Annotated in this window: 23 protein-coding genes and 2 tRNA genes; 10 read left to right on the forward strand and 15 right to left on the reverse strand. The window is 70.3% G+C overall.

The genetic code is table 11. From position 1 onward, the window contains the following. Positions 1–77 precede the first annotated feature (77 nt). The 8 genes from A4X16_RS02035 (at position 78) to A4X16_RS02070 (ending at position 7,690) form a co-directional block, all read left to right on the forward strand. Positions 78–968 carry a ParA family protein gene (locus A4X16_RS02035; protein WP_067115656.1) on the forward strand — a complete coding sequence of 297 codons (891 nt, stop codon included), beginning with the start codon at positions 78–80 and terminating at the stop codon, positions 966–968. Next, positions 952–1,809, forward strand: coding sequence for a segregation and condensation protein A (locus A4X16_RS02040; RefSeq protein ID WP_067115658.1), 858 nt, complete (start codon positions 952–954; stop codon positions 1,807–1,809). Before A4X16_RS02035 ends, A4X16_RS02040 begins: the two co-directional genes overlap by 17 nt. Beyond that, positions 1,799–2,455 (forward strand): SMC-Scp complex subunit ScpB, encoded by a 657-nt coding sequence (gene scpB / locus A4X16_RS02045; RefSeq protein ID WP_067115661.1) that lies wholly within the window; start codon positions 1,799–1,801, stop codon positions 2,453–2,455. Before A4X16_RS02040 ends, scpB begins: the two co-directional genes overlap by 11 nt. Continuing rightward, a complete protein-coding gene (locus A4X16_RS02050; RefSeq protein ID WP_067115663.1) occupies positions 2,452–3,249 on the forward strand; it encodes a pseudouridine synthase in 798 nt (265 codons plus the stop codon). The genes scpB and A4X16_RS02050 overlap by 4 nt, the downstream gene beginning before the upstream one ends. 50 nt (positions 3,250–3,299) lie before the next feature. Then, complete coding sequence (locus A4X16_RS02055; RefSeq protein WP_067115851.1) at positions 3,300–4,421, forward strand: prephenate dehydrogenase; 1,122 nt, start codon at positions 3,300–3,302, stop codon at positions 4,419–4,421. Further along, positions 4,414–5,133, forward strand: coding sequence for a (d)CMP kinase (gene cmk, locus A4X16_RS02060; protein ID WP_067115668.1), 720 nt, complete (start codon positions 4,414–4,416; stop codon positions 5,131–5,133). The genes A4X16_RS02055 and cmk overlap by 8 nt, the downstream gene beginning before the upstream one ends. A 40-nt stretch (positions 5,134–5,173) precedes the next feature. Next, the gene (der, locus tag A4X16_RS02065) at positions 5,174–6,646 is read left to right on the forward strand and encodes a ribosome biogenesis GTPase Der (RefSeq protein WP_197491747.1); all 1,473 of its coding nucleotides are present in this window, start codon (positions 5,174–5,176) and stop codon (positions 6,644–6,646) included. Positions 6,647–6,751: 105 nt separating this feature from the next. Continuing rightward, positions 6,752–7,690 (forward strand): NUDIX domain-containing protein, encoded by a 939-nt coding sequence (locus A4X16_RS02070; RefSeq protein ID WP_067115671.1) that lies wholly within the window; start codon positions 6,752–6,754, stop codon positions 7,688–7,690. A 28-nt stretch (positions 7,691–7,718) separates the two neighbouring features. Here the strand turns inward: A4X16_RS02070 and A4X16_RS02075 are convergent, their stop codons facing one another. Genes A4X16_RS02075 through A4X16_RS02095 form a run of 5 tightly spaced genes read right to left on the reverse strand, consistent with a single transcriptional unit; the run spans position 7,719 to position 11,394 of the window. Then, the gene (locus A4X16_RS02075) at positions 7,719–9,197 is read right to left on the reverse strand and encodes an HNH endonuclease signature motif containing protein (protein WP_067115674.1); all 1,479 of its coding nucleotides are present in this window, start codon (positions 9,195–9,197) and stop codon (positions 7,719–7,721) included. 38 nt (positions 9,198–9,235) lie between these two features. Continuing rightward, a complete protein-coding gene (locus A4X16_RS02080) occupies positions 9,236–9,622 on the reverse strand; it encodes an RNA-binding S4 domain-containing protein (RefSeq protein WP_067115677.1) in 387 nt (128 codons plus the stop codon). Then, the gene (locus tag A4X16_RS02085) at positions 9,622–10,290 is read right to left on the reverse strand and encodes a lysoplasmalogenase (protein ID WP_067115680.1); all 669 of its coding nucleotides are present in this window, start codon (positions 10,288–10,290) and stop codon (positions 9,622–9,624) included. The genes A4X16_RS02080 and A4X16_RS02085 overlap by 1 nt, the downstream gene beginning before the upstream one ends. Positions 10,291–10,319: 29 nt before the next feature. Further along, positions 10,320–10,772 (reverse strand): hypothetical protein, encoded by a 453-nt coding sequence (locus tag A4X16_RS02090; protein ID WP_067115683.1) that lies wholly within the window; start codon positions 10,770–10,772, stop codon positions 10,320–10,322. Between the two features lie 37 nt (positions 10,773–10,809). Further along, on the reverse strand, positions 10,810–11,394 hold the full coding sequence (locus tag A4X16_RS02095) for a GNAT family N-acetyltransferase (protein ID WP_067115687.1): 585 nt from the start codon (positions 11,392–11,394) through the stop codon (positions 10,810–10,812). A 118-nt stretch (positions 11,395–11,512) separates the two neighbouring features. Here A4X16_RS02095 and A4X16_RS02100 point away from each other — a divergent pair. Both A4X16_RS02100 and A4X16_RS02105 read left to right on the forward strand, forming a co-directional pair. Next, a tRNA-Pro gene (locus A4X16_RS02100) sits at positions 11,513–11,582 on the forward strand. A 112-nt stretch (positions 11,583–11,694) separates the two neighbouring features. Further along, positions 11,695–11,768, forward strand: a tRNA-Pro gene (locus A4X16_RS02105). A gap of 208 nt (positions 11,769–11,976) precedes the next feature. Here A4X16_RS02105 and A4X16_RS02110 read toward each other — a convergent pair. Genes A4X16_RS02110 through A4X16_RS02155 form a run of 10 tightly spaced genes read right to left on the reverse strand, consistent with a single transcriptional unit; the run spans position 11,977 to position 22,188 of the window. Continuing rightward, positions 11,977–13,143: a tyrosine-type recombinase/integrase gene (locus A4X16_RS02110; protein ID WP_331709738.1), complete on the reverse strand. Its 1,167-nt coding sequence runs from the start codon at positions 13,141–13,143 to the stop codon at positions 11,977–11,979. Positions 13,144–13,186: 43 nt separating this feature from the next. Continuing rightward, a complete protein-coding gene (locus tag A4X16_RS02115) occupies positions 13,187–13,402 on the reverse strand; it encodes a helix-turn-helix transcriptional regulator (RefSeq protein ID WP_067115694.1) in 216 nt (71 codons plus the stop codon). Then, a complete protein-coding gene (locus A4X16_RS02120; RefSeq protein ID WP_141369226.1) occupies positions 13,399–13,971 on the reverse strand; it encodes a hypothetical protein in 573 nt (190 codons plus the stop codon). The genes A4X16_RS02115 and A4X16_RS02120 overlap by 4 nt, the downstream gene beginning before the upstream one ends. Positions 13,972–13,986: 15 nt before the next feature. After that, positions 13,987–14,439 carry a single-stranded DNA-binding protein gene (locus tag A4X16_RS02125; protein ID WP_067115697.1) on the reverse strand — a complete coding sequence of 151 codons (453 nt, stop codon included), beginning with the start codon at positions 14,437–14,439 and terminating at the stop codon, positions 13,987–13,989. A gap of 53 nt (positions 14,440–14,492) precedes the next feature. Beyond that, positions 14,493–16,289, reverse strand: coding sequence for a type IV secretory system conjugative DNA transfer family protein (locus tag A4X16_RS02130; protein ID WP_067115700.1), 1,797 nt, complete (start codon positions 16,287–16,289; stop codon positions 14,493–14,495). Next, on the reverse strand, positions 16,286–16,843 hold the full coding sequence (locus A4X16_RS02135) for a hypothetical protein (RefSeq protein WP_024357608.1): 558 nt from the start codon (positions 16,841–16,843) through the stop codon (positions 16,286–16,288). Before A4X16_RS02135 ends, A4X16_RS02130 begins: the two co-directional genes overlap by 4 nt. Further along, positions 16,843–18,390, reverse strand: coding sequence for an ATP-binding protein (locus A4X16_RS02140; RefSeq protein WP_024357607.1), 1,548 nt, complete (start codon positions 18,388–18,390; stop codon positions 16,843–16,845). Before A4X16_RS02140 ends, A4X16_RS02135 begins: the two co-directional genes overlap by 1 nt. Continuing rightward, entirely contained in the window at positions 18,387–19,223 is an 837-nt protein-coding gene (locus tag A4X16_RS02145; RefSeq protein WP_024357606.1) for a hypothetical protein, read from the reverse strand. The genes A4X16_RS02140 and A4X16_RS02145 overlap by 4 nt, the downstream gene beginning before the upstream one ends. Before the next feature lie 52 nt (positions 19,224–19,275). Beyond that, positions 19,276–20,736 (reverse strand): SCO6880 family protein, encoded by a 1,461-nt coding sequence (locus A4X16_RS02150; protein ID WP_024357605.1) that lies wholly within the window; start codon positions 20,734–20,736, stop codon positions 19,276–19,278. A gap of 6 nt (positions 20,737–20,742) precedes the next feature. After that, positions 20,743–22,188 (reverse strand): conjugal transfer protein TrbL, encoded by a 1,446-nt coding sequence (locus tag A4X16_RS02155; RefSeq protein WP_067115857.1) that lies wholly within the window; start codon positions 22,186–22,188, stop codon positions 20,743–20,745. Between the last annotated feature and the right edge of the window lie 14 nt (positions 22,189–22,202).

The following is a 22,202-nucleotide window of genomic DNA, read 5'->3' on the forward strand; positions in this document are numbered from 1 at the left end:
GCTCACGCCGCGCGCCGGGACGCCCGCCCACGGGCCTGCCGCTACAATCGAGCAAGCACGAAGGAGCAGGAGAAGCGGTGGCTGAGAAAGCGGCGAAGTCCAGGGCGAAGGCACAGAAGGCCGACGAGAAACCCCTCGGACCCACCGGTCGCCCGTATCACGGGTTCCCCACTCCCGCACCGCTCGCGTCCCACGGACCTGCCCGGATCATCGCGCTCTGCAACCAGAAGGGCGGCGTCGGCAAGACGACGACGTCGATCAACCTCGCCGCCGCGCTCGCCGAGTACGGCCGCAAGGTTCTCGCCGTCGATTTCGACCCCCAGGGTGCGTTGTCGGCCGGTCTCGGCATCCAGACGCACGACGTGCCCACGATCTACGATCTGCTGCTCGACACCAAGCGCGATGCGCACGACGCCATCGTGCACTCCGGCGTCGAGGGGCTCGACGTGATGCCGGCGAACATCGACCTCTCCGCCGCCGAGGTGCACCTCGTGAACGAGGTGGCCAGGGAGACGATCCTCGCCCGCGTCCTCCGCCAGGTGGCGGGGGAGTACGACGTCATCCTCATCGACTGCCAGCCGTCGCTCGGACTCCTGACGGTGAACGCGCTGACGGCGGCGCACGGCGTGATCATCCCCCTCGAGTGCGAGTTCTTCGCGCTGCGGGGCGTCGCGCTCCTGATCGAGACGATCGACAAGGTCCGCGACCGCCTGAACCCGTCGATCACGATGGACGGGCTGCTCGCGACGATGTACGACCCGCGCACGCTGCACTCGCGCGAGGTGCTCGAGCGCGTCGTCGAGGCCTTCGGAGACGATGTGCTCGAGACCGTGATCGGCCGCACCGTCAAGTTCCCGGACGCGTCGGTGTCCGGGGTGCCCATCACCGAGTTCGCTCCCGAGCACGCCGCCGCTCAGGCGTATCTGCGTCTCGCGCGGGAGCTGGTCGCCCGTGGCGCCGTCGCCTGAGGTCGAGCCGACCGCTCCACCGGCCGAGGCGCCAGACACCGCCGACACGACGGATGCCGACGCGGGTTTCCGCGTCTCGCTGTCGAACTTCGACGGACCGTTCGATCTGCTGCTCACCCTCATCTCGAAGCACGAGATGGACATCACCGAGGTGTCTCTCAGTGCCGTCACGAACGAGTTCATCGCCTATCTGAAGGAGCTCGACGAGGACGAGGAGCTGGATCAGGCGTCCGAGTTCCTCGTCGTGGCCGCGACCCTGCTCGACATGAAGGTGGCGGGGCTGCTGCCGCAGGGGGAGCTGGTGGATGCCGAGGCCGTGGCTCTGCTCGAGGCCCGCGACCTGCTGTTCGCCCGACTCCTGCAGTACCGGGCATTCAAGGAGGTGTCGGCATGGTTCGCGCGCTGCCTCCAGCGCGAGGATCGACGTCACGTCCGCGCGGTACGGCTGGACGAGAAGCACCGCAGGAAGACCCCCGAGCTGGTCTGGTCGCTCACGGTCGACGACTTCGCCGCGCTGGCGCTGCTCGCGTTCGCGCCGAAGGAGATCCCGCACGTCGGGCTCGACCATCTGCACGCGCCGCTCGTCAGCATCCGCGAGCAGGCGGCGATCGTGGTGACCCTGCTCCGCGGCGCCGAGTCGGTGAGCTTCCGCGAGCTGGTCGCCGGCGTGCGGGAACCCGGGATCGTCGTCGCGCGGTTCATCTCCGTCCTGGAGCTCTACCGGCACGCGGCGCTGTCCTTCGAACAACTGGAACCGCTCGGTGAGCTCACGCTGCGCTGGGCCGCCGACTCCTGGTCGGACGAGACACTCGCGACCCTGGGGGCCGACTATGACCGATGACCGGACTGAGACCGATGACCGGACCGCGACCGATGACCGGACTGAGACCGGTGACCGGACCGCGAGCCGGGTCGACGACGTCGGCCAGGCCTCGCCGCTCACCGAACGGATCGAGGCGATCCTCCTGATCATCGACGAGCCGATCGGCCTCGTCGCCCTCGCCGCCGCGGTAGGTTCGCCCGTTCCCGCGGTCCGCCAGGCGATCGAGACGCTCGTCGAGGACTACGACGGCCGCGGCCGCGGGCCGCGCCGGGGCTTCGAGCTGCGTGAGGTCGGCGGCGGGTGGCGGCTCTACGTGCGTGACGACCACGACGACCTGGTCGCCGAGTTCGTCGGCGGACAGGCGCCGGCGCGACTCTCGCAGGCGGCGCTGGAGACCCTCGCCGTGATCGCCTACAAGCAGCCGGTGACCCGCAGCCAGGTCGCCTCCATCCGCGCCGTGAACGTCGACTCCGTGGTGCGGACGCTGCTCGCGCGCGGACTCATCACCGAGCTCTTCGCCGACAGCGAGACCGGCGCCATCAACTACGGAACCACGGATGCCCTCCTGCAGCATCTCGGCATCAACTCGCTCGACGAGCTGCCGCCGATCTCGCCGCTGCTCGACGACGGCGCAGACGGGTTCGACGAAGGGACCATCCGATGACGATGCAGGGATCCACCGATCAGCCCGAGGGCGTGCGTCTGCAGAAGGTGCTCGCCGCTGCCGGCGTCGCCTCGCGGCGCGTCGTCGAGCAGTACATCGTCGAGGGTCGCATCCGCGTGAACGGCGAGACCGTGACCGAGCTCGGTCGGCGGATCGACCCGGAGACCGACCTGGTCGACGTCGACGGCACGGCCGTGCAGCTCGACGTCTCGAAGCGCTACGTCATGCTGAACAAGCCCACGGGTGTCGTGAGCAGCATGCGCGACGAGAGCGGGCGCCCCGACCTGAGGCGCTTCACCGACGAGTACGAGGAGCGCCTCTACAACGTCGGACGCCTGGATGCGGAGACCAGCGGCCTGCTGGTGCTCACCAACGACGGCGAGCTCGCGCACGTGCTCGCGCATCCGTCCTTCGGCGTCACCAAGGTCTACATCGCCAAGGTCGACGGTGCGGTGACCGCGCAGACGATCGCGAAGCTCACGAAGGGCATCGAGCTCGAGGACGGGCACATCGCGGCCGACAAGGCGAGGCTGCTCGACACCTCGCGCGGGAGCAGCCTCGTCGAGCTGACGCTGCACTCGGGGCGCAACCGCATCGTCCGGCGGATGATGGCGGCGGTCGGCCACCCGGTCACCGAGCTGGTCCGTCGTCAGTTCGGGCCGCTGCACCTGGGAACCCTCCCTGCCGGGCGCTCGCGTGAACTGAGTAAAATCGAACTCGGTGCGCTCTTGACTCTCGCGCGCCGTGATTCCGGTGTCGCCGAGGCGCCAGGCGAGCAGCAGGAGAACGAGTGACCGACACGACGAGTGCGCCCATCGAGGCGCCCGGACGCGTCGACGACGGCGTGCGGGCCGCAGCATCCGCCGCACCCCGCGTCGCGACGCGCCTGTCGGGCACGGTGCGGATCGTCGGCGCCGGCCTGCTCGGAGCGAGCATCGGTCACGCCCTCCGCGCGAAGGGCGTCGACGTCGTGCTCTCCGACACGTCGCCCGCGCAGCTGCGTCTCGCCGTCGACTACGGCGCGGGTCGCGCGGCCGAGGACGCGGATGCGCCGGCGCTCGTCGTCGTCGCCGTGCCGCCGGACGTCACCGCCGATGTGATCCAGGCCGAGCTCACCCGCTATCCGGATGCCGTCGTGACCGACGTCGCCAGCGTCAAGCTCGACCCGTTCCGCACGCTGAAGAGTCGCGGCGTCGACCTCACCCGCTACATCGGCTCGCACCCGCTGGCCGGACGCGAGCGCGGCGGAGCGATCTCCGCGCGCGCCGATCTCTTCATCGGTCGCCCGTGGGTCGTCTGCCGGGACGAGGACACGAAGGCGTCCGACCTCGCCCTCGTCGAGGCCCTGGCGCTCGATGTCGGCGCGATGCCGCTCGAGATGACGCCGGAGGAGCACGACCGCTCGGTCGCGCTCACCTCGCACGTGCCCCAGGTCGTCGCGAGTCTCCTCGCCGCCCGCCTCGCGGTCGCCGACGAGGGAGCGCTGCGACTGTCGGGGCAGGGCGTCCGCGATACGACGCGCATCGCCGCATCCGCCCCCGAGCTGTGGGTGCAGATCCTGGGGGCGAATGCGCAGCCCGTCGTCGAGATCCTCGACGCTCTCGCCGACGATCTGCGCAAGGTGTCCGACGCGCTGCGTGCGCCGGAGGCGCCGGGGTCCCGTCGTGTGGTGGCCGAGACGATCCGACAGGGCAACGACGGCGTGGAGCGCCTGCCGGGCAAGCACGGACAGAACCGCCGGTTCGAGTCGCTGGTCGTCATGGTCGACGACACGGCCGGTCAGCTGGGCCGCCTGTTCGGCGAGCTGGGCGAGTTGGGCGTCAACGTCGAGGATCTGCGCCTGGAGCACTCGCCCGGTGCGCAGTTCGGCCTCGCCGAGATCAGCGTCGACCCGGCAGCGCTGCACGGGGCGATCACCGGACTCCAGGGACGCGGCTGGCGGATTGCAGGGAGCACGAATGACTGACTCGACCACTGTCGCCGACGGCGGGGTCACGGCGCGCACCCCCGACTTCATCGCGATCGACGGCCCCGCGGGCTCGGGCAAGTCGAGCGTGTCGAAGGCGGTCGCTCGATCGCTGGGCTTCGGATACCTCGACACCGGCTCGGCGTACCGCGCCCTCGCGTGGCATGTGCTCGACCGCGGCGCCGACACCTCCGACCCCGATGCGGTCCTCGCGGCGGCATCCGACTTCCCGGTGCAGCTCGGTCTCGATCCCGACGACCGCACGGTGCGGGTCGGGGAGACCGACATCACCGAGGCCATTCGTGAGCCGCGCGTGTCGGGCGCCGTGAGCGGAGTCGCGCGCGTCGCGGACGTCCGTGAGCAGGTCAACCGCCTGTTCCGCTCGCTGGTCGCCGATGCCGCATATCCCGCTGTCGTCGTCGAAGGACGCGACATCACGACCGTCGTCGCGCCGGACGCCCCCGTCCGCATCCTGCTGACGGCCGCTCCCGAGGTGCGCGCCGCACGTCGGGCAGGGGAACTCGCCGGCGAGGACGCCGCGGCGGTCGCCGCGGCCCTGCACAAGCGCGACGCCTCCGACAGCGCGGTCGTCGACTTCCTGAACGCCGCAGAGGGCGTCGAGGTCGTCGACTCGACCGAGCTCGATTTCACCCAGACCATCGATGCCGTACTCGCGGTCATCGAACGACTCCGAGGAGCACACCGTGGCTGACGACGAATACGAAGGCGGCCCCGACCACCTCGCAGAGAAGATGGACGCGCTCGACGAGCAGCTCGCCGAGCAGCGCGCGGAGACGCTCCGCGCCGGCCTCGCGGACTACGAGCTCGACGATGAGGATGCGGCGCTCCTCGCCGGCGTGACGCTGGGCGAGGACGGCATCCAGTTCCTGCCCGCGCTGCCCGTCGTGGCGATCGTCGGGCGACCGAACGTCGGCAAGTCGCAGCTTGTGAACCGCATCCTCGGCCGTCGCGAGGCCGTCGTCGAGGACACGCCCGGCGTCACGCGCGACCGCGTGACGTACAAGGCGGAGTGGAACGACCGCCGCTTCACGCTCGTCGACACCGGAGGATGGGAGCCCGACGCGAAGGGCATCGACCGCTCGGTCGCCGCCCAGGCCGAGGTCGCGATCGACCTCTCCGACGTCGTCCTGTTCGTGGTCGACGCGATGGTCGGAGCCACCTCGACCGACGAGCACGTCGTGAAGCTGCTGCGCAAGAGCGGCAAGCCGGTGTTCCTCGTCGCGAACAAGATCGACGACGCCCGGCAGGAGCCGGAGGCCGCCGCGCTGTGGAACCTCGGACTCGGCGAACCGCACGCGGTCTCCGCGATCCACGGCCGTGGCGTCGCCGACCTGCTCGACGAGGTGCTGAAGAAGCTCCCCGACGTGTCCGCTGTCGCCAAGGCCGAGATCGGCGGCCCCCGCCGAGTCGCGATCCTCGGACGCCCCAACGTCGGCAAGTCGTCGCTGCTCAACAAGGCCGCCGGTGAGGAGCGCGTCGTCGTCAACGACCTCGCGGGCACCACGCGCGACCCGGTCGACGAGATCGTCGAGCTCGGCGGCAAGCTGTGGACGCTGGTCGACACCGCCGGCATCCGCCGTCGCGTGCACATGGCGCAGGGTGCCGACTTCTATGCATCGCTGCGCACGTCGGCCGCGCTCGAGAAGGCGGAGGTCGCCGTCGTCGTCCTGGACGTCTCGGAGACGATCAGCGAGCAGGACGTGCGCATCATCGACCTCGTGCTCGACTCGGGGCGCGCGCTCGTGCTCGCCTTCAACAAGTGGGACCGCCTCAACGACGACGACCTCGAGAACCAGGACCGTCGCCGCTACCTCGAGCGGGAGATCGAGCAGGACCTCGCTCACGTCGCCTGGGCTCCGCGCGTCAACATCTCGGCCAAGACCGGACGTCACCTCGACAAGCTGGTGCCCGCGCTCGAGACCGCTCTCGAGAATTGGGATCGGCGCATCCCGACCGGCAAGTTCAACGCCTTCCTGGCCGAACTCGTCGCCGAGCACCCGCACCCGCTCCGTGGAGGCAAGCAGCCGCGCATCCTCTTCGGCACGCAGGCCTCGACTCGTCCGCCGACGTTCGTGCTCTTCACCACCGGCTTCCTGGACCCCGGTTACCGCCGCTTCATCCAGCGCCGCCTGCGCGAGCTGTACCCGTTCGAGGGAACCCCGATCGTCGTCAACATGCGCGTGCGCGAGAAGCGCCAGCGCTGAGACCGAGATCCGTCCGCGCCCCGTCGGTCCTCCGGCGGGGCGCGCGCGTTCCCGTGTGTGACCTCGGCTGATGCCGATGCCCGGATGCTGTGACAGGCTGAAGGGGTGACTGTCGTACCTCCCGCCACCGGCGAACCCCGTCGCCCGGACGGCCCGCGCAACCCCGGGGATGCCTGGGTCGTCGCGCCCTCGGGCGAGAAGTACTGGGGACGATTCGGCGCAGCGGGGCTGCTCGCTCTCGACTCGGAGCGTGGCGTTCTGCTGCAGCACCGTGTGTCCTGGAGCCACTTCGGAGGCACCTGGGGCCTGCCCGGCGGCGCGATGCACGAGGGCGAGAGCGCCATCGTCGGCGCCGTGCGCGAGGCGCAGGAGGAGGCGGGAGTGCCGGACGGAGCCGTGCGGCCGCGGTTCACGAGCGTTCTCGACCTCGGTGTCTGGTCGTACACGACGGTCGTCGCCGATGTCGTGCACCCCTTCGAGCCGATGATCAGCGATCCCGAGAGCGTCGCACTGGAATGGGTTCCGGTGGCAGAGGTGGACGCACGGCCGCTCCACCCGGGATTCGGCGAGGCATGGCCGGTGCTGCGCGAGCTGTTGGCGGTCAGACCCGCTCTCGTCGTCGATGCGGCGAACGTCGTCGGCTCGGTGCCCGACGGCTGGTGGAAGGATCGCGCGGCAGCGGCGTCACGACTGGCGCACCGCCTCGACGGTCTCTCCGTGACGGCGGCGGATCTCGATACCGGCGGGACCGAGTGGTTCCCCGAGATCGCGCTCGTCGTGGAGGGGAAGGCCCGAGGCATCGATGCGCCGGAGCCGGGGGACACCGGCGAAGTGCTGCCGGCAGCAGTGGTATCGGTCGTCGACGCGGAAGCCGGCGGCGACGACGCGATCGTAGCCGAGGTCGAGCGGCGTGTGCGTGACGGCCAGAGGGTGACAGCCGTCACGAGCGACCGCGAGCTGCGACAGCGAATCGCGGATGCCGGCGCCGAGCAGGTGCGATCGGCCGGATGGCTGCAGGGCGTCCTCGGCAGCGAAGATCGCTGACCGCAGCCGCGGCGACAGGAGTCCAGGGTCACGTGAACACGACCCTGCGGGATACGCGGTCGGTGTACTCGCGACCGAGCGGACTCGTCCAGGTGATGCTCCCGTCCGGGAGCTGTCTCGCCGTCCATCGGTGAAGTGCCGCGATGTCGGGATGCTTGAGCGCGTGATGAGCCCTGCAGAAGTGGGCGAGATTGTCCACTCGCGTCCTGCCACCGCGTGCATGGTCGTGGTTGTGGTCGATCTCGCATCGGTGCAGCGGCATCCGGCATCCGGGGAACCTGCAGTGCTGGTCCCGTGCTCGGAGGAACCGTCGCATGGGCTCCGTGGGCGTGTAGGTGTCCGTCTCGACGACGAGTCCGGTGGCGTCGAGGAACAGCCGAGTCCACCCGGTGTGGCGTCCGGCGAGACAGCGGGCGACATCGGGGTCGAGTGGCCCCCAGCCGTCGAGCTCCGCGGGTCGGTCATCGTCTCCGGCGAGTGTCGTGGCGGCGACCGTCACCTGGATCCGTGCCCTGATCTCGTCGAGCCCTGAGCCCTGCGCGGCGCTCGGACGACCCGCGAGCAGCAGATCGGCGAGCACATCGGCGCGGACCTGATCGAGAGTGCGGGTGTCGTGCTCGACATGCTCGATGTCCGGGCTGGAGGGGTCGGTCATCGGATCGGCGAATCCGACGAGAGGATCGGTCGTGAACGTGTCGTCGGATCCGAAGATCGCCCCGTCGACGTGCGAACGGACGCCGGAGAAGTAGGCGTCGTAGCGGGGGTCTTCCGGCGACAGATCCTCGAGGTGGACCGCGTGCTCGCCGCCGTCGTCCATCGGTTCGAGGTCGGGCTCGCGGTCATCACGCGTACGGGAGATGTGGCGCGCCATCTGGGTGAGGCGGTCCTGGATCGCCACCGCGATCCATTCCGGCAGCACCGCGGTGAGAAGCGCCAGCCCGTCGCCGACCGAGGTAACGGTCACCGTCCTCTCGCGCGCTGCGCGGCGGTGTCCCTCCGAGATGGTCTCGCCGACGAGGGCGGCGGCGACGCTCCGGGCGTGCGCTCCCGTGCGCGCAGCGGTGTCCTGCTCGGCGACGACGAGCACCGCGGTCTCGAACAGGGCGAGAACCCCGGCATCCACCCGTCGGTTGCTGATCGCGTCGGTCACGATGTCGCTCGCCCGAACGATCTGACGCACATGCTGGACGCTGATCGTCCCTGCGGCGAAGGCGGCTCGGGTCAGTGGAAGGCTGCGGGAGAGCGTGCGGGCGTCCGTGAACGCGGATTCCGCGGAGCCCTTCGGCAGATGCCCGGCCGCGCCGTACTCCGCGACCATCGAGCGCATGATCGCGTCGCGGTGGAACGGACTCTCCGCCACGTCGGCGTCGTGGATCGCGATGCGTTCGACCAGCAGGTCGCTCGCCTCGGCCTCGAGGCGCGCGATGCGGCGCCGCAGCTCGGTCCAGGCGTCGAGCAGGCGCAGCCGCTCCTCGAGGTCGAGGTCGAGATCCGTGGGCTGGCTCATACGTCGAGTATAGAACGTATGTTCGAAGAATCGAAGGGTCAGTGAAGGAAGATACCGGGATCCTCGTCGCCTCGTCCGCGCAGGCGGTCGATGTCTCGGCGTTCGCGCTTGGTCGGTCGTCCGGCACCCCGATCGCGAACGCCGAGCATGGCCTGCGGCTCCCTCTCCGGCGTCCGGTCCTCATATGCCGCAGCGGCGATCGGAGCGCCGACCCGCTTCACGAGGATCTGCCGCACGATGAGGATGCGATCGAATCCGGCGATCCTGATCCGCAGCTCATCGCCGATCCGCACCTGCTGCGCCGCCTTCACCCGGTCGCCGTTCACCCGAACATGCCCGGCGCGGCATGCGGTCGTCGCGGCGGATCGCGTCTTGTACACGCGGATCGCCCACAGCCAGCTGTCCACCCGCGCTGCATCCGCCATCACTCCGCCTCCCGTGACAGCGAGCTGAGCGTTCCCGCGACGATGAGACCCTGACTGAGCGCGTACGTCAGCATGACGGCCGGGCTGCTCCACTCCGGCAGCGACTCCGGCAGGAAGAGGCGGAGAGCCAGCACGGTGTCGCTCGCGAGGAACAGCGCCCCGCCCGCGGCGACGAGAGGATGGCAGCGCGCGGAGAACGCGGCCGTGGATGCGAGGACGAGTCCGTATGCGGCGACCGGGAGCAGCAGGGCTCCGACATGCCCGCCGAGGCCCGCCAGCATCGCGATCCACCACGCGGCGTAGACCAGTGCCCACCACGGCATCCGCCTGCGTCCGAGGAAGAGGAGGAAGAGAGCGATGTACGCGAGATGGGCGATGCCGAAGAACAGCAGCATCAGCGGGAGCTCCTGGGCGTCGGGGAAGAACGGTCCGACCCCGTCGCCCAGCCAGGAGAAGGCGATGGCGGAGAGCAGCAGGGCCACCGCGGCGCGCGGCCGCGTGCCGGAGAGCGTGAGCAGGACGGGGAGGGCCAGCAGCGGCATCAGCAGCAGCTTCGACGGCTGCGCGCCCGGGCTGTCGATCGCGAGGAGCACCACATGCAGGGCGGAGGCGACGATGTACGGAGCGAAGGTCCACAGCGGTGGGGCGGACGATTCGCTACTCTGCATCCCTCCATCGTATGGCCGGGCGGCCATGCTCAGGATTCGACGGTGACCTGGGTGATCTGGCCGTCCGCACCGAGATGGACCGCGGGCCAGTAGCCTTCGGGGAAGTGCTCGCCGCAGCCGTCGGTGAAATGGAGGACGACCGTCTCATCGGAGGACGCCTCGAGGGTGTCGAGGACGAGATCGGATGCGGCATCGTCGAGCTCGTGCTGTTCGGGAGTTCCCGTGCTGAACGCCGTCACCACGGCATCCGTCGCCAGCCGTCGGAGCACATCGAGAACCCCGATCGTCTCGCGGACCCGGGGGATCAGCGCCGCTGCCTCGTCGGCGTCGGTCCCTTCGATCATGAACTCGAGCTCCGCTCCGTCGACGGTCACCGTTCCGGCATACCAGTCGTGCGTGAGCACGGTGCCGTCGCTCAGCTCGGTCGTCGCCCTAACCAGGGTGCCGAGCTCGGGATCGTCGATGGTGGGGTGCGCGGTCATATCCTCCACGCTAGCGGCCACGGAGGCGGCGCGTCGATCAGGCGGCGAGGTCGAGGGCCACGAGCGTGCGGCCGGGCTTCATCTCGGTCTGCACCTCGAAGCCGGCGGCGAGGAATGTGCTCAGCGTCCCGTGGAACAGCTCGTTCGCCCGTTGCTGGGCGCCCTTCGTGTCGACCGGATAGCCCTCGATCACCCGCGCTCCCGACCGCCGGGCGAAGTCGACGGCAGCCCGCAGGAGCTCGCGGTTGAGCCCTTTTCCTCGATGCTCTCTCCGCACCACGAAGCACGTGACCGCCCAGACCGACTCGTCATCGAAGGGCTCGGTCGTCGCCGCGGCGATCATCCTGGTGCGCGGAACTCTCGCCTGACGACTCCTCGGACCGATGCGGATCCATCCCGCGGCCTCGCCGTCGACGTACGCGACGAGTCCCGGGGGAGGACCCTTGTCGATCTCGTGACGGAACATCTCCGTGCGCTGCGGGGTCGTCGTCGCGTCCCACTCCTTGTTGCTGATCATCGGCCAGATGCACTGGCAGCTCGCCCCGTCGCCGCCGCCCGTGAGCGCGCGCTGGACGTCGTCCCACCGATCGGTCGTCGCCACCTCAGTCGTGATCGTCGCCATGCACGCGACCGTACCCCCGGCCCCGGACAGTCGCAACGCCCGGGGCGGACGTCGGTTCGCGGAGGGCCACGGAGTGGGGCTAAGATAGGGGAGTTGCCTGCGCGTGAGTGCAGAACAACGGGCTGTGGCGCAGCTTGGTAGCGCACTTGACTGGGGGTCAAGGGGTTCACCCCCTCCGGTCGGCCCGAAATAACTGAAAATCGATGCCACGGGATGTGGCGCAGCTTGGTAGCGCACCTGACTGGGGGTCAAGGGGTTCACCCCCTCCGGTCGGCCCGAAATAACTGAAAATCGATGCCACGGGATGTGGCGCAGCTTGGTAGCGCACCTGACTGGGGGTCAGGGGGTCGCAGGTTCAAATCCTGTCATCCCGACAGAAAAGCCCCGATGAGAAGCCATTTTCATCGGGGCTTCGTCATGTCTGGCGACGGGTTTTTGTTGGTCCCCCTCTGGTCCCCTCGCCAAGGCATCGATGCCGGCTCACAGACGTCGGAGGGCGTATCTGGCTCTCTGGAGGTCGTTGCCTGTGGATAAGGGGACCAAAAGGGGACCAGAGCCTCCGTCGTGGCTCCCGGCTCCCCGTCACAGTGACCTCGAGGCCCCGCGCCGGCTCGGTCTGCTGGCCTTGGCGGATCGGGCAAGGAAGGCGTTGGCCTGCTCCGCAGCGGAGGCGAGGTGGCGGTCGTCGGGGTGCAGGTATCCGCGGGTGGTCTCGACGGAGGCGTGGCCGAGGATGTCCTGAAGGACGTGCAGCGGGATGCCGGCGTCCGCCATCCACGTCGCGCCGGTGTGCCGGAGGCCGTGCCGGGTAAGGTCGGGCAGGCCGAGATCGCTGACGATCTGGTCCCAGTTCGTCGCGTCCCGCACGGTCGCGGTCGTGAGAGCGCCGCCCTTCGGGCCGACCAGCAGCCGATCCTCGGGCTCTTTCCCCTCCGTGAGCCGCTCAAGAACCGGTCGGAGCGGGTCGAGGATCGGGACGCGGCGTTCTCTGCGGCCTTTGGTCTGCTTCGTGATGAGCCCGCCTTTGCCGGGGTAGGTCTGCCGCGCGATCACCACGATGTTCTTGTCGAACCGGACGTCACCGGCCTGAAGGCCCGAGACCTCGGAGGAGCGCGCTGCGAGGAGGGCGGCGAGCATGACGAAGTCGGAGTACGACTGGTGGACCTTCCCGCAGGCTTCAGCGAGCTTCGTCAGCGTGCCCATGTCCGGGATCGCATGGGCGCGTGGGGAAGCATCCTCCGCAGGCTGGAGACGGAAGGCATTGCGGTTCAGGCTGCGCTTGGCACGGTTCTTCGCGGGGTTGATCGGGATGAGCCCGTCGCGCACTGCTTCGTCGAGGACCCGCACGAGAGGTGCGATCGAGTTCTTGATCGTTGACGCCCCATGCCGTTTCTCCCAGGCATCGATGGTGCGGTCGATGATCCCGGCGGTGATCTGCGTGACGGGTAGGTGCCCGAGGGCAGGTAGCACGCGGAGCTTGAGCCCGTACCCGTAGGTCTCCCCGGTGGAGGTGGGGTCGAGGCCGCGCGCCCATCGGTCGCCGATCGTGGTGACGAACTCGGTGAGCGTCATGGACACGTCCATGCCCTTGGCCGAGGACTGCCGCAGCGAGTCGAAGAACTCATGCGCTGCAGCCTCGTCAGCGACGATCTCGGAGCGGATGATGCGGCGTTTGCTGATCGGGTCCGTCCAGCGGGCACGGGCGCGGATGCCGTAGGAGCGACGTTCCAGGTCGGTGGAGATCCTCACGCCGACCGGAGGCACCGGCTTCGGTTGCGCGTGCGGGAGCGGCTCAGCCTTCCTGGGCATGGCTGTGCTCCAGCCCCGCCAGCCAGGCGTCGACCGCGTCGATGCGGTACCGGGCGATCCCGCCCAGCCGCAGGAACGGCGGCCCCTGACCAGCCGAACGCCACCTCGACAAAGTCGACTCGGACACCTTGAGATAGGCGGCGATCTCGCGACTGTCCATGAGAGGGGAGACCACGATCGTGCCGCCGGTATCGCTCATGCGACTTCTCCGGTGTTCGGGTTGAGCCCGGCATAGAAGTCGTCCTCGGCCTGGCGGCGCGCGGCGACATCGTCGAGGACGAACTGCACGAAGTCCTGATCCCGGTGAGCGATGATCGTGTCCTCGACCGGGCCTGCCGGGTCCTCCCCGGGCCAGGTGGTTTGCCGGGTCGGGCGGTCTCGGTCGAGCCGGGTTCCGGAAGCTGCGACCCAGTCACGGAGCCGCTGGCGGGCGTCGGCGAAGTCGCGATGCCAGCCCAGCGGCGCGGAGCCGTTCTGCTCCGGGTCGTAGGCGGACAGCCAATGCAGATGCAGCGCACTCAGCTCCCACAACAGCTCCGGGTGGCGGTGCCAGAACGGCGGAACCACCGAAGCAGGCAGCCCGTAGGTGCGGCGCAGCCAGTCGACCCAGCGGTTCAGCTCCAGCCACTCGGCCTCCGCTTCCTCGCTGGTCAGGAGGTTCCAGTTGATCGGGCGCGGAGGCTCCGGGATCAGCGGCCCGTTGAACTCCTCGGACTCCTCGTCCAGGTCCGGCTCGTCGGTCTCGGGGGCGGTGTCGTTCTGGTTCATCGCGGTCACCGCCGTTCAGAGCCCGAGCGCCGGGGCGGTGCCCGAGCTCTCGCGATGAGCTGCGCCGGCCGCCTGTCCCACAGGCTCCTGCGTCGTGGCGGGCTGGCGGCGGGTGCGGTCGACCTCGTAGCTCGTGCGGGCGAGGTCGTGGCCGAGCTTCTTCGCGACGAACTCCTCGGACTTGACCACCTCGCCTTCCGGCGTGGCGCGGTCGTACTCGCGGGTGTAGCCCTCGGCGACGAACTTGTCTCCCTTGGCGAGCCGGTCGTGGGCGCGCTCGGCGGTCTTCTTGAACGCCACGAGGTCGTGGAAGGTCGTCTCCGTCTGCGTGAACGACCCGTCCGGCTCCTTGCGATAGTGCTCCTGCCCGATCTTGGCGTAGAACCGGGCATCGCCCCGCTCCGTGTAGGTGAGCTGCGGGTCGGAGGCGATGAACCCCGAGACGGATTCCTGCGTGTGGAGAGCCATTGGACTGCCCCTCTTTCTGACATCGGCGGCGACCCCACGATGGGGCCGCTCTGTCAGGCAGGTGCGCCCGGCGGCTCCTCCGAGCGGTGCTGCAGCGTCGCCTCGATGTCGGCCCGGTCGTCGCGCAGCTGTTTCGCGTCGGGCCGGTCGGTCCAGGTCCGCATCCGGGTGACGATGGGTGGTGCGGAGCGCAGCAGCACCAGTGCAGTCCCGAACGGGAGGGTGCGGATCGTGTCGGGCGGCATGATCGGCACGCGGCGGATGGAGCGTTGCGCGGAGCGGGAGCCGTGGTCTCCGACCGTGGTGGAGTCGGTCACCTCGTCGCGCTCGCCGATGAGCGTGGTGAGGTCGTGCAGGTCCTTGGAGTTCGACGCTCCGCCCAGGACGATCTTGACGATGGAGGCGTCCCAGATCGCGCCGGCCGCGTTTTCCGACCACTTCTCCCGCGCCTGCGCGAGGCTTTGGAGGACGGGCATCGTCGTGATCCCGGTTCCGCCGCCCTCAGCCATGAGCGTCGGTAGCGACGGCAGCGGGGCGAGGTTGCCGACCTCATCGAGCGCGAGCAGCAGTGGCGGGTCGAGGCGGGCGCCGGGGCTGGTGGCGGCGAGGCGGCGGGCAGCTTCCACGACGTCTTCCACGAACGCAGCCACCAACGCAGCGGAGTTGTTGGCGCCGGCTCCGGTGGCGAGCAGGTAAAGGGTTCCTCGGTCGCGGAGGAACGCTTCGGGGTCGAAGTCCTCGTCTTCGCGCGGCGATACGGCGTCGAGCACGCGCGGGTCTGCCAGCGCGGCCAGGGCAAGCGAGACGCCTTGCCAGATGGAGTCGCGGGTTCTGGGGTCGGAGTCGATCATCGCCTGCAACGAGTCCGCCCACCCAGTCGCGGCTCGCGGGTTCGCGGTAAGGATCGCGACCGCGTCCGCGGCGGCGGAGGGGTCGAGGGTCCAGCGGAACAGTTCCGAGGGTGGCCGGTGGTCGAGGGCGGCGGCGTGGAGTAGCGCTTGGAGCGCGGTTCTCGTCTTGCCCTCCCAGAACCCGCCGCCCTCGACCCCGCCGGCCGAGAGACCGGTGCCGGCGGCGAGGCCGGTCGCCCGGATCATCGCCGTCAGCGGGTCCTCACACCCGCGGATGGGTGACCACCTGAGCCCGGCGGGCAGGCCTTCGGCGAGGTGCTGCGGGTCGAACACCGCGACCGGGCCGATCTTCTGCCGGGCGCGGAGGGTCGCGGTGAGGTTGTCCGGGCGGGTGCTCGTCGTGACGACTGCGCCAGGGGCGTCCAAGATGGCGTTGATGACGATGTGGGCACCCTTGCCGGAGCGGGGCGGGCCGATCAGCAGGATGCTGTCCTCGACGGACGCCCAGACGCTCGTGCCATGTGAGGCGCCGATCCGGTAGCCGACATCCTCCGGCCGCGGCTGGTGGAGCGAGGGCCGCAGGTGACCGGCCCGGCGCAGCAGCGCCGCCTCTGAGGCGGCCTTGGCGACTTCGCTGCGGGTGGCGATCCCGGCGATGCGGTAAGGGTCCGTCTTCACGCGGCGGCCGTGCTCGCGGAAGAACCGCCACGCCCACCAGCCGGCCACCCCGGCGCCGAGGACCAGCAGACCGGCGGTGATCCAGTACGCGACGACGTTCAGGCCAGGAGCGTCGAGCGCGGCAGCGGGGTCGCCGGAGTGTAGCAGCACACCCAGGCCCGCCTCGATCCCGCCGGTGGGCTGGCCGGTCCCGGTGATCCAGGCGGCGACAGACCCGGCGCCGCGGAGGATGGCGGCGAGGACCGCGGCACCGATGAGGATGCCGATGCCGAGGTTGCTCAGCTCGTCCCCGAGCGCCCCCGCGGGCCGGGGCGTGCTCATTCGGGGTGCCCGATCGTGAAGGTGCCGGAGACCCGGCCGAGCAGGATGACCTCGCGGGTCGGGCTCCCGGCGAGCTGTGCCGCCTCGATGATGCCGCGCATGGTGCCATCCGGGGCGGCGTCGCCGTGGGCGATGACGACGGCGATCGCGACGTCCTCACCCGGCACGAACCCCTCCCCGTGCAGCACGACGAGATCCGTCGCCGGTCGGCGGGCCGGTTCCTCCGATGCCGGCTCTGGATCGGATTCGGTGCGGCGGCGCCTGCTCGGGGTGATGATGTCGGTGAACACGGTTCCTTCCGCTTCGCGCACCTCGACCCGCACCGGGGAGCGGCGCAGGTCGGTGAGCTGGTCGAGGACGCGGGCGAAGTCCTCCCGCCGCCACGGCGGCGCGAACGGCTCTGGCTCGAACGGCGCCCCGTCGACAGTGACGGTCATGCGGCCGTCCTCGGCGATGGCGATGGCGACGAGCGGGAGCACGACCGGCACGGGCTCGACACTCCCGTCTCGAGATGCGGGTTCGCCCCAGGATCGCTTGTAGCGGGGCCGGGGCATCAGGAATCCTGCCGATCGTTCGGGATTCCTGAAGGCACGTCGAGATTCCTGAACTCATGGGAATCGCTCGTCATACGGCCGGTGGTGTCGAACGCGGCGAGCTCGGCGGGGTGGAGCTGATGCTGGACGACGAAGCTGCGGTCCTTGATCCGCCAGAGCCCCTGCCCGGTTCCGAGCCCTGGGAGTAGCTTCTGCTCGGTGCCGGTGAGCCCGAGCGCGAGGGCGGTGGAGCCGAGCTGGTCCGGCTCCTGCCGGTACACGATCCGCGTCTCCGCATTCGCCAGCAACGACGAGGCGAGGGCGCGCATCGCGGTCCCGGCATCGCCGACGTTGTCCAGGTCGGAGAGCTTGTGGAAGATGAGCATGTTCGCGATCCCGAAGTGCCGCGCCAGCCTCCACTGGGCGTCCATGCGGCGAAGCAGCGCCGGGTACTGCATGAGCCGCCACGCCTCGTCGTAGATCACCCATCGCTGTCCGCCTGCCGGGTCGGACAGGGCGGACTCCATCCATGCGGACGAGCAGGTCATCAGCACCGAGATCAGCGTGCTGTTCTCCGCGACCCGCGACAGGTCGAGCGACACCATCGGCAACGACGGGTCGAACCGCACAGTGCTGGGCCCGTCGAACAGGCCTTGGAGGTCTCCAGCGACGAGCCGACGGAGCGCGTGGCCGACGAGCCGGCCATCTTCCGCGAGCCGGCCGTCCTCGTCGTCGACGCGGCTGGGGCTGAGGATGCGGTCGACGACCATCGGCAGGATCGGGACCTCGGCGCTCCTCACAGCGTCTTGAAGGGCGAGGTCGATCGCGGTGTGCTCCAACGGCGACAGCGCCCGATCCAGCACGGTCTCTGCGAGGGCGCCGATGAGGTCGCGGCGGCGGGAGGCGACCTGCATCGCCCACTCCGCATCCGACACCGCAGACGGCCGGTGGCCCTCATCGAGCGGGTTGAGCCTGTTGCGCAGGCCGTGGCCAAGGATGATCGCCCGCCCGCCGACCGCCTCCGCAACACTCGTATGCTCCCCTTTCGGGTCGCCGGGAACGTAGACCCTGCGTCCGAACGGCAGGCTGCGCGTGTACAGCGACTTCGCCAGGGACGACTTGCCGCTCCCCACGATGCCGGCGAGCACGACGTTCGGCGCCGTGATGAGCCCCCGCTGATAGAGCACCCAGGGGTCGAACACGAACGATCCGCCGCTGTAGAGGTCCTGGCCGACGAAGACGCCCTGGCTGCCGAGGCCGGCTTCGGCCAGGAAGGGGTACTGGCCGGCGAGCGTCGCGGAGGTGTCCTGGTGCTTGGGGAGCCGGAACCGGCCCGGCGTCCGCAACGCCGCAGGTCCCGCCTCGCCGGCGGCGGGCAGGTAGCTCGTGCTGCGGCGTTCAGCCTGCTCCGCCTCCCACTTCGCCCGAGCTTCTAGCTTGCGATGCTGGCGGGCATCGGTCTCGACCTTCGCCGCCGCCTGCCGGCGGGCCTTGCGTGCCCGGCGCCGCTCGCCTTCGGGCCCGACGAGCACAGCGGTGTGCAGGCGGCTGTCGTCCTGCCCGGTCACAGCGCCAGCCCCCGGCCGTGTGCGGAGGCGGTGCCGGGGCGGCGGGTGAACCAGTCGGCCCCGTCTCGCCCCCGACTGACCGCGGCGCCGACTGCACGCGTGGACTTGTGCGCGGCGCGTTCCGCTTCCCGCCCCGACTCCGATGCGGATGCGGAGGCCGGGGCGTCGACGCCGAGGAGTGCCGGATCGCGCATAGTGTCGTGCTCGCGCAGCAGCGAGACGTGCCCGAGGAAGGGGTTGTAGGTGAGCGTGTAGACGTCTCTGGTCGCCACCTTGTCGAGCGCACCTGCCGGGGGCTCGTCGTAGACGTATCCGTTCTCGAGCGCGGCCTGGGTGGTCTCCGCTCCGTAGTCGTGCCCGGCCAGGTGCTCGATCGCTGCATCCGTCCCGTCGCGGTCGATCAGCTCCAGCACCTCGTCGGCCTCGGAGCCTTCCAGGAACACGACGCTGACCCACCGCCTCGCCGGGCCGTCCTCGACGGCAGGTGCTGGGTGCCAGGCGATGCGGCCGGAGTGCTGGGAGGCGGCGTCCAGCCGCCACTCCACGGTGTCCAGCAGGGTGCCGGCCTGGTGCAGCTCGTCGGCAGCCGCGAGAGCCGAGGTTGCGCCAGCGGCTTGATTCCCGGCGTCGTCGTGCGCCCTGGCGCGGGCGTTGATATGGGCGGAGGCGAGCTGGTCGAGCACTTGCCGCAGCGACCTGACGCCGGCGAGCAGCTCTCCGATCACCGGGTAGGTGTCGGCGGGGCTCGCGAACGTCCGGGTCGCGTGGGCCAGGCCCCGCAGCGCGGCGGACGCCTCAGCGGCGTCCGCGAGCGGGTCATCGAAGATCGGCATGATCAAGGCTCCTCACAAGAAGGCGTGACGGTTGGTGAGCAGGTGCGCCGAGTCAGACCGGCCGGCACAACGGCAGCGCGGCAGCGGTGAACGCCTGCGCCTGCTGACCGACGAGCCGCCTGGTCTCGCAGGACGCTTGGATCGCCGCCTGCTCGACCGCCGCCACCGCCGCGTCGAGCTCGTCCACGGTCGGCGCGGACACGGAGACGAGGCCGGAGACGCGCAGGACGCCGTGCCCGGCAGTCAGGTCCGCCTCCTGCTGGAGCACGTCGTCCAGCTCGGCGCTGCTGGCCGCGTCGTCGATCTGCCCTATCTTGCGCCGCTGGGCGGCATCGGAGATGAGCTCGGTCTTCTTCTTCCGCAGGTCCCGCGCTGCTTGGTCGGCGCGAACCGGGGTGTAGTGCAGGGCGAGGGTGCGCAGGATGCCGTTGGACAGCACGAGCGGGGCAAGGAAGCCGGGATACACCTGCGAGCGAGGCCACTCGGTGATCCACAGCACCGCATGGTGCGCGGAGTCCGACCGCAGCCGGTCCCAGGTCTCCGTGACCGCGACCGGGCCGGCCGTCGCCAGGTCACGGCCGAGGTCCCCGTGCCGCTCCAGCGCGGGCGCGGCGGCGGGGTCGTAGGCCGAGCGCAGGACGACGGCGACCTCGCCGGGCGCCAGCCACCCGGTCGACGTGAGCTCCGCCGCGCGCAACGCCGTCGTCAGCGTGCTCATCTCCTGCCGCAGCACCGCGGCCGCACCCCGTATCCCGCCACCGCTGGTCCTGATCTGCCGGGCGGCGGCCTTCATGTCGAGCGCGAGCGAGATGGTCGTCGCGTGGCGTTCTCCGGCGGGGCCGGCGCGGTCGATGAGCTCGGCGTAGGTGGTCGCGGCCCAGGAGCCGTCGTCGGTGCCGTGCGTGCGCCACCACTCCGCCAGGCCCGTCCCGGAATCCGGCAGGGTCCGCTCGGACACCTGGATGCGGGCGATCCGTCCGGAACGGCACGCGGCGGCCAGCACGCGGCCCCAGCCGGAGACCCGGCGCTGCTGCTCACCCGGATCGAGCAAGACGAACGCGGGGTGGGAGACGCCTAGGATCGCGGTGAGGGTCTGTGCGTGCGGGTCGTGGATCATCGCAGCCCCGGTCTCGGGGTCCTCCCACTCCCGCAGCGGCGCCGCATCGCCCGGTAGGGAGAGCGTCCCGGCGGGGCGGGGCTTGATGACGCGGCGCCGGTAGACGAGCTGCCCGAGATAGGTCCGGGCGGCCCAGCGGGCGAGGACCGGCACCCACTCGATCACCTTCCGGCCCCCGGCAGGGATCACCGCGAGCAGGGCGCAGGTGCCCCAGACGGGTGCGGTCCAGGCGAAGCCCATCCCGCCGGCGGCGTAGAGGGAGAAGACGACCGTGAGCACCGCGACGCCCAGGACGATGAGCTGCGGCAGGGACAGGCCGAGCATGATGCCGCGCCTGGCGAGCCGGGAGAACTGCACCGGTGCCAGCGGGTAGTCGCTAGTCGAGTTCGTGACCATCAGGTGTTACTCCTTCCCGGCCGGTGCGGACGATGGCGGAGGCGGCGGGTCCTGCCGGCGCCGAGGCGCGGGCGAGGACTCTGCAGGCCCGGGAGAGGGCGGCGTTGACGGTGCGGGACGCGGCGGGGTGCCCTGCGACGGCGGCGGGGATGCCTGCTCGGCCGCCGCGCCGGCCTGGCTGTCCGCCGCGCCGCCCACGGCTTTGCCTGCCTTCGGGCCGGCGGCCGCTGCGGCCTTGACCACGGCGGCTCCGATGACCACCGCGGCACCGACGGGCCCCGCGGCCGCACCGGGACCAGCCGCGCCAGCGCCGGCAGCTCCAGCCCCTGCTCCGGCACCGGATGTAGCGGCGCCGGTACCCGCCGTGCCCGCTCCCGCGCTGGCAGGGGCCGCAGCCGACGCACCGGGAGGAGGCGGGGGCGGTGTCGAGCCTCCGCCTGCGCCGCCTCCACCGCTTGGCGGGTTGCTGCCCGTGTCGGTGCCGCCGTCGAGGACCTTCTTGGCTGTGTCGGCCTGCGGGGCAGATGGCACCGGCACGGGCCGGTTCAGCGCGGACTTCGCCTCTTGCTCGGACGACATCGCGTGGTAAATGTCGAAGCCGACGAACGACAGGAACTTGTAGGTGATGTAGGGCGCGAACGCGGCGATGAACATCAGCACGACGCCGGCGATGGGGTCGGAGATGGAGGCCAGGTCGGCCTCGATCGGGGCCGAGACCTGCCCGATCGCGACGAGGAAGATCACGACGAGGACGAGCTTGGAGAAGATCAGGGCGATCACGAAGGCCGCCCACTTGGCGAACCAGCCCTTGGTCGCGTCCCACGTGGCCCCGGCCAGGGCGACCGGGCCGAATACGATCGCCACGAGCAGCAGCGCCTTGCGGATCAGCAGGGAGAACCACACGATCGCCGCCGCCGATATGGCCAGGCCGGCGAGGAAGATCGTGAGGATCGCCCCGACGCCAGGGCCGCCGATGTTGATGGCGCCGAGGGCGACGGCGAGGAGCCCGATCTGGGTCCCCATCCCTTCCATCGTGTTGCCGGTAGCCTGCACGATCCCGACCGCGAGCTGATCGGTCACCTCCAACAGCAGCGCCGTCAGCGTGATCACCAAGAAGCTGCCGAGGACGGACTTCGCCAGGCCGAGCGCCGCACGGCTGAGCGCGGTGGGGTCGCGGTGGACCAGGCCGGTGATGAGCTGGAGGCAGAAGAAGATCAGCATCACGAACACGGCGACACCGAAAAGGACGTTGTAGACGCCGACGTACTCGGCGCTCGTGACGTCGACGAGGGTCGTGGTGTCGAACACCCACCAGACGGCCTCGAACAGCCATGCGGCGGCCCCGGCCATCGCTTGCGCGAGCCAGTCGAACGGAGCCGCGATCAGGGAGGCGGTGCCTTCGCCGACGGCGTCGCAGACGGAGGAGATGACCGGGACGTCGCAGACGCTCACCGCGCCCACCCCCG

The organism is Microbacterium sp. H83, assembly GCF_001650405.1.
In the GTDB taxonomy this organism is placed as follows: domain Bacteria; phylum Actinomycetota; class Actinomycetes; order Actinomycetales; family Microbacteriaceae; genus Microbacterium.

Bases quoted from the DNA above. Each gene is read 5' to 3' on its own strand.
- der (WP_197491747.1), top strand. From the start codon at position 5,174: ATGGACGCGCTCGACGAGCAGCTCGCCGAGCAGCGCGCGGAGACGCTC.
- A4X16_RS02050 (WP_067115663.1), top strand. From the start codon at position 2,452: ATGACGATGCAGGGATCCACCGATCAGCCCGAGGGCGTGCGTCTGCAG.
- A4X16_RS02090 (WP_067115683.1), bottom strand. From the start codon at position 10,772: ATGACCGCGCACCCCACCATCGACGATCCCGAGCTCGGCACCCTGGTT.
- scpB (WP_067115661.1), top strand. From the start codon at position 1,799: ATGACCGATGACCGGACTGAGACCGATGACCGGACCGCGACCGATGAC.
- cmk (WP_067115668.1), top strand. From the start codon at position 4,414: ATGACTGACTCGACCACTGTCGCCGACGGCGGGGTCACGGCGCGCACC.
- A4X16_RS02130 (WP_067115700.1), bottom strand. From the start codon at position 16,289: ATGAGCACGCCCCGGCCCGCGGGGGCGCTCGGGGACGAGCTGAGCAAC.
- A4X16_RS02120 (WP_141369226.1), bottom strand. From the start codon at position 13,971: ATGAACCAGAACGACACCGCCCCCGAGACCGACGAGCCGGACCTGGAC.
- A4X16_RS02150 (WP_024357605.1), bottom strand. From the start codon at position 20,736: ATGGTCACGAACTCGACTAGCGACTACCCGCTGGCACCGGTGCAGTTC.
- A4X16_RS02145 (WP_024357606.1), bottom strand. From the start codon at position 19,223: ATGCCGATCTTCGATGACCCGCTCGCGGACGCCGCTGAGGCGTCCGCC.
- A4X16_RS02080 (WP_067115677.1), bottom strand. From the start codon at position 9,622: ATGGCGGATGCAGCGCGGGTGGACAGCTGGCTGTGGGCGATCCGCGTG.
- A4X16_RS02115 (WP_067115694.1), bottom strand. From the start codon at position 13,402: ATGAGCGATACCGGCGGCACGATCGTGGTCTCCCCTCTCATGGACAGT.
- A4X16_RS02075 (WP_067115674.1), bottom strand. From the start codon at position 9,197: ATGAGCCAGCCCACGGATCTCGACCTCGACCTCGAGGAGCGGCTGCGC.
- A4X16_RS02135 (WP_024357608.1), bottom strand. From the start codon at position 16,843: ATGCCCCGGCCCCGCTACAAGCGATCCTGGGGCGAACCCGCATCTCGA.
- A4X16_RS02125 (WP_067115697.1), bottom strand. From the start codon at position 14,439: ATGGCTCTCCACACGCAGGAATCCGTCTCGGGGTTCATCGCCTCCGAC.
- A4X16_RS02095 (WP_067115687.1), bottom strand. From the start codon at position 11,394: ATGGCGACGATCACGACTGAGGTGGCGACGACCGATCGGTGGGACGAC.
- A4X16_RS02085 (WP_067115680.1), bottom strand. From the start codon at position 10,290: ATGCAGAGTAGCGAATCGTCCGCCCCACCGCTGTGGACCTTCGCTCCG.